At 64.8% G+C, this 5,124-nt stretch carries 5 protein-coding genes; all 5 read right to left on the minus strand.

The genetic code is table 11. The annotated features are described in order from the left end of the window. Positions 1–107: 107 nt before the first annotated feature. On the minus strand, positions 108–977 hold the full coding sequence (htpX, locus tag ABYB95_RS16750) for a protease HtpX (protein WP_372659695.1): 870 nt from the start codon (positions 975–977) through the stop codon (positions 108–110). 156 nt (positions 978–1,133) lie between these two features. Further along, positions 1,134–1,883, minus strand: a complete 750-nt coding sequence (locus ABYB95_RS16755; protein ID WP_372659696.1) for a DUF3025 domain-containing protein — start codon at positions 1,881–1,883, stop codon at positions 1,134–1,136. 7 nt (positions 1,884–1,890) lie between these two features. Next, a complete protein-coding gene (pyrC, locus tag ABYB95_RS16760; RefSeq protein WP_372659697.1) occupies positions 1,891–2,940 on the minus strand; it encodes a dihydroorotase in 1,050 nt (349 codons plus the stop codon). 40 nt (positions 2,941–2,980) lie between these two features. Further along, entirely contained in the window at positions 2,981–3,931 is a 951-nt protein-coding gene (locus ABYB95_RS16765) for a LysR family transcriptional regulator (RefSeq protein ID WP_372659698.1), read from the minus strand. A gap of 32 nt (positions 3,932–3,963) precedes the next feature. Further along, positions 3,964–5,124, minus strand: a 1,161-nt coding sequence (locus tag ABYB95_RS16770) for an ABC transporter ATP-binding protein/permease (protein ID WP_372659699.1), incomplete at its 5' end; no start/stop codon positions are given.

Genomic DNA, 5,124 nt, shown 5'->3' on the forward strand with positions numbered 1-5,124 from the left:
CGGCGGCTGGCGCGGTGACCGCTGGGACCGTTAAACCCCAGCCACCCGGCCCACAAAAAAGCGACCCCAAGGGGTCGCTTTTTTGCATCTGTGCATGTCCTGCTTCTTCAAGCTTTTTGCAGAGCGGCGATGCGTTCTTCGATCGGGGGGTGGGTCGAGAACAGCTTGCCCAGACCGCCCGCAATGCCCAGGGCCTGCATGGTTTTGGGTAGCACAGCGGGGGTCAGGCCACCGAGGCGGGCCAAGGCGTTGATCATGGGTTGCTTGCGCCCCATGTAGTGGGCCGCACCGGCGTCGGCACGGAATTCGCGTTGGCGGCTGAACCAGGCCACGATGATGGCGGCCAGGAAACCCAGCACGATGTCCATCACGATGGTCGTGATCAGGTAACCCATGCCCGGGCCCGAGTTGTTGTCGTTGCCCCGGCGCAGAAAGCTGTCGACCGCGTAACCGATGACGCGGCTCAGGAACACCACAAAGGTGTTCATCACGCCCTGGATCAAGGTCATGGTCACCATGTCGCCGTTGGCCACGTGCGCCACCTCGTGGCCAATCACCGCCTCGACCTCTTCTTTGGTCATGTTCTGCAGTAGACCGGTGGACACCGCCACCAGGGCCGAGTTCTTGAACGCGCCGGTGGCAAAGGCGTTGGGTCCGCCTTCAAAAATCGCCACATCGGGCATGCCGATACCGGCCTTGTCGGCAAAGCCGCGCACGGTTTCCACCAGCCAGGCTTCGTCGCCGTTCTGGGGGGCATTGATGATGCGCGCGCCGGTGCTGAACTTGGCCATGGTCTTGCTCATCAAGAGCGAGATGATGGCGCCGCCAAAACCGATGACCAGCGAGAACCCGGCCAGCGCCGTCATGTCCAGTCCGTTGGCCGTGAGAAACCGGTCGACCCCCAGGATCCGGGTGGTGACCAGCAGAACCGCCATGACGGCGAAGTTGGTCAAAACAAACAACAGAATGCGCTTCATGAAAACTCCGAGGGTTTAAAACGACCCGCTGCACATGGGGGCGGCCAGCGGCGGTTTCAAGCCGATGGCGGTGCGCGGGACTGCGTCTTGGTGTGGCGCAAACCCAAAAAGTTCGCCCAAGCCTGCGCGAGCGATCATAGCCGTGGCCGCCCAGCGTCAGCGAACGGCGGCTTTGGGCCGGAAAACCCCGGCATCGGCGTAAAAACCCGGTTCGGCGTTGGCCGGCCACCAACCCGGCACACCCAGCACCGGCAAGGGGGTGAACGGCTTGGCCGCCAGCTCGTGCGCATGCAGCTGCGTGGCCAGCCAGGCATCCCAGTCGGCCAAGTCCTCGCCCAGCGCCGCTGGCACCGGCGCACGCCACACGTGGGCGGTGATGGATTTGTAGGGCAGCACCAGCTTTTCCAGCAGCGCATGCCCAAACAGCACCAGACGCGCCTGCGCCCACAAGGGACGCAGTTCCACGAACAGGCGCGACCAATCGCGTGCCAGCAAGGCCTGCCAAAGCGGATCGGGCGCTTGCAGCAAGGCGGCGTTTTCGTCGAACAAGGTCAGCGCGTCGCGCACCGGACCGCGCACCTGGCCCACGCCTGCGGCCCCGATTTCAGCCGCTTGCAACTGGTTCAGGCGGCGCTTGGTCTGCGGGAAACGCAGCCAGCACAGCCCATTGAAGAAGTCGTGCAGGTTCTCGCGCGTGGGCACACGGTCGGTATCGAAGATGAACTGCTCGTAGGCCATGCCCTCTGGCAGTTCGGCTTGGGACACGAAATGTTTGGGCGCGCCCGCCCAGGCGTTCAAGGCCTGGGGCAGGCATTGCCCTTGCAGCTGCGCCGCCAGCACCCGCCGCCCAGGCGCTTGGTACGGCGCAAACCAGGGCGCGGCCCAGTCGATATCGGGCTGGCTCACGGCCAGCTCAGGCGACCAGCTTCCACGGCAGCGCCTCGCCACCGCGCAAGGGCTTGAGTTCGGTCTCGCCGAAGGCAAAACTGTCGGGCGACACCCAGCTTTCGCGCCGCAAGGTGATCTGGCCGCTGTTGCGTGGCAAGCCATAAAAGTCGGCCCCGAAAAAGCTGGCAAAACCTTCCAATTTGTCCAGAGCGCCCGCGGCGTCGAAAGCCTCGGCGTACATCTCGATGGCGGCATGGGCGGTGTAACAACCGGCGCAGCCACTGGCGTGCTCCTTCAAGTGCGCGGGGTGTGGCGCGCTGTCGGTGCCGAGAAAGAAGCGATCGCTGCCACTGGTGGCCGCCGCCACCAGCGCCAGGCGGTGGGTTTCGCGCTTGAGCACCGGCAGGCAATAGTAGTGCGGCCGGATGCCACCGGTGAAGATGGCGTTGCGGTTGAACAGCAGGTGGTGGGCGGTGATGGTCGCCGCCGTGAACGGCCCGGCCTCGGCCACGTATTGGGCGGCTTCTTTCGTGGTGATGTGTTCCATCACGATTTTCAGCTCGGGGAAGTCGCGGCGCAGCGGTTGCAGCTGCTGTTCGATGAACACCGCCTCGCGGTCGAACAGGTCGATGTCGGGGCTGGTGACCTCGCCGTGCACCAGCAGCAACAGGCCTTCGCGCTGCAAAGCCTCCAAGGTCTTGTAGGTCTTGCGGATGTCGGTCACGCCGGCGTCGCTGTTGGTGGTGGCTCCGGCCGGGTAGAGCTTGACCGCCACCACACCGGCGGCCTTGGCGCGCGCGATTTCGTCGGCGGGCAGGTTGTCGGTGAGGTAGAGCGTCATCAACGGCTCGAACGACACGCCCGGGGGCACGGCGGCCTGGATGCGTTCGCGGTAGGCTACGGCCTGCGCAGCGGTGGTCACCGGCGGCTTCAGGTTGGGCATGATGATGGCGCGGCCGAACTGCGCCGCCGTGTGCGGCACCACGGTGCGCAAGGCTTCGCCGTCGCGCACATGCAGGTGCCAGTCGTCGGGTCGGGTCAGGGTGATTTGCGGGATGGAGGGGGCGGTACTCATGGTGCGATTGTCTCACCGCCGACCCGGCGTGCTCGGGTCTTCAGGCGCGCAACACCGGCGCCGGACTGCTCTGGGCCGCGCTTTGCAAATGCAATTGCAAGTCGTCCCAGAAACGGTCCGCCGCACGCTTGGTCCGGCCGGCGGTGGGGCGCTCGCGGTAAATGCGGATCTCCAGCGCCATCTCCAGACCGGCGCCCGCCGATACCAGCTTGTTGGCTCGCAATTCCTTGCGCACCGCGCTGGCGGGCAAAAATGCCAGGCCATGCCCTTCCAGCGCCATGGCCTTCAGGCCTTCGGCCATGTCGGTTTCGTACACCCGGTCCAGACACACGCCCGCGCCCTGTTGTTTGAGTATGGTGTCCACGGCCCGCCCCAGATAGGCACCCGGCGCATAGCCCAGGTAGGGGATCGGCTGGGTGGATGTGCCGGGCAGGCGGTAGGCGGGCTTGCCCTCGGCGTCGGGTTTGACAAAGGGCGAGAGCAATTCACCGCCCAGCAACAGCATTTCGTAGCGCTCGGAATCGAGCTGGATCGGTTGTGAGGCGTGGTGGTAGGTGATCAGCACATCGCAACTGCCTTCCACCATGCGCAGCACCGCGTCGTGCACATTCAGCGCGATCAGCCGCGTCTTGATGGGGCCGCAGCTCTCGCGCAGGCTGGACAGCCAGGCCGGGAAAAAGGTGAAGGCCAGGGTGTGCGGCACCGCGAATTCGATCACGTCTTGCGCCGCCGCCGTGTGGGCCCGCAACATGGCGCGCGTGCTTTGCAGGGCATGCAGCATTTCCAGCGCCTGGTCGTACAGGGTTTTGCCGGCCGGCGTCAGCCGTGTGGGGTACGAGGACCGGTCCACCAGGTCGGTGCCGGCCCAGGCCTCCAGCGACTGGATGCGCCGGGAAAACGCCGGCTGGGTTACATGGCGCAACTGCGCCGAACGGCTGAAACTGCGGGTTTCAGCCAGGCTCACAAAGTCTTCCAGCCATTTGGTTTCCATGCCGGATTATGGCTTCACGCCGCAGGTTGGCCTCATTCCCCGGACTGCTGCAAAGCCCACATGCGCGCATAAATCCCACCCTGCGCCAACAAAACCGCGTGGGTGCCGCGCTCCACCACCGTGCCCTGCTCCAGCACCAGGATTTCGTGGGCGTCGACCACGGTGGACAGTCGGTGGGCGATGACCAGCGAGGTTTTGTTGCGGGCGGCGGTCTTCAGCTCGCTCTGGATCGCCCGCTCATTGGCGGAGTCCAGCGCCGAAGTGGCTTCGTCGAAGATCACGATGGGCGGGTTCTTGAGCAAGGTACGGGCAATCGCCACGCGCTGCTTTTCGCCCCCCGAGAGTTTGAGGCCACGCTCGCCCACCATGGTGGCGTAGCCCTTGGGCAGGCGTTCGATGAAACTGTGGATGTGCGCCGCGCGGGCCGCACCCACCGCTTCTTCGTGCGAAGCCCCAGGGCGCCCGTACAAGATGTTGTATTCGATGGTGTCGTTGAACAGCACCGTGTCCTGAGGCACGATGCCGATGGCCTGGCGCACGCTGGACTGGGTCACGCGTCGGATGTCGTGTCCGTCGATGGTGATACGGCCCGAGCCACCCGTCCTGGACGAAGCGGGGTCCAGGTCCGTCACGTCGTAAAAGCGGTAGAGCAGCCGCGCCAGGGTGGATTTGCCCGAGCCCGAAGGGCCGACCACCGCCACCGTCTTGCCGGCCGGAATTTCAAAACTCACCCCATGCAGAATCTCGCGCTCGGGCTCGTAGGAAAAGTGCACGTTCTCGAAGCGCACCGTGGGCGGGTGGGCCAGAACCAGAGGCTGGGCATCGGGTTCGTCGGCAATTTCGCGTTCTTTTTCCAGCAGCACGAACATCTTGTCCAGGTCGGTCAGGCTTTGCTTGATCTCCCGGTACAGCACGCCCAGAAAGCCCAGCGGGATGTAGAGCTGGATCATGAAGGCGTTGATCATGACCAGGTCACCCAGGGTGAGCGCTCCCGAGGCCACGCCTTGCGTGGCACGGTACAGCATCCACACCAGGGCCACGGCAATCACCAGTTGCTGGCCGGTATTGAGCAGCGACAGCGTGGTCTGGCTCTTGATGCGGGCGAGGCGCAACTTCTCCAGCGCGTCGTTGTAGCGCCGGGCCTCGAAGGCTTCGTTGTTGAAGTACTTGACGGTTTCGAAGTTGAGCAGCGA

The organism is Hydrogenophaga sp. (assembly GCF_041633695.1).
GTDB lineage: Bacteria > Pseudomonadota > Gammaproteobacteria > Burkholderiales > Burkholderiaceae_C > Hydrogenophaga.

What these genes read in the sequence shown, in the direction of transcription:
- pyrC (WP_372659697.1), bottom strand. Translation starts at nt 2,940, where the DNA reads ATGAGTACCGCCCCCTCCATCCCGCAAATCACCCTGACCCGACCCGAC.
- ABYB95_RS16765 (WP_372659698.1), bottom strand. Translation starts at nt 3,931, where the DNA reads ATGGAAACCAAATGGCTGGAAGACTTTGTGAGCCTGGCTGAAACCCGC.
- htpX (WP_372659695.1), bottom strand. Translation starts at nt 977, where the DNA reads ATGAAGCGCATTCTGTTGTTTGTTTTGACCAACTTCGCCGTCATGGCG.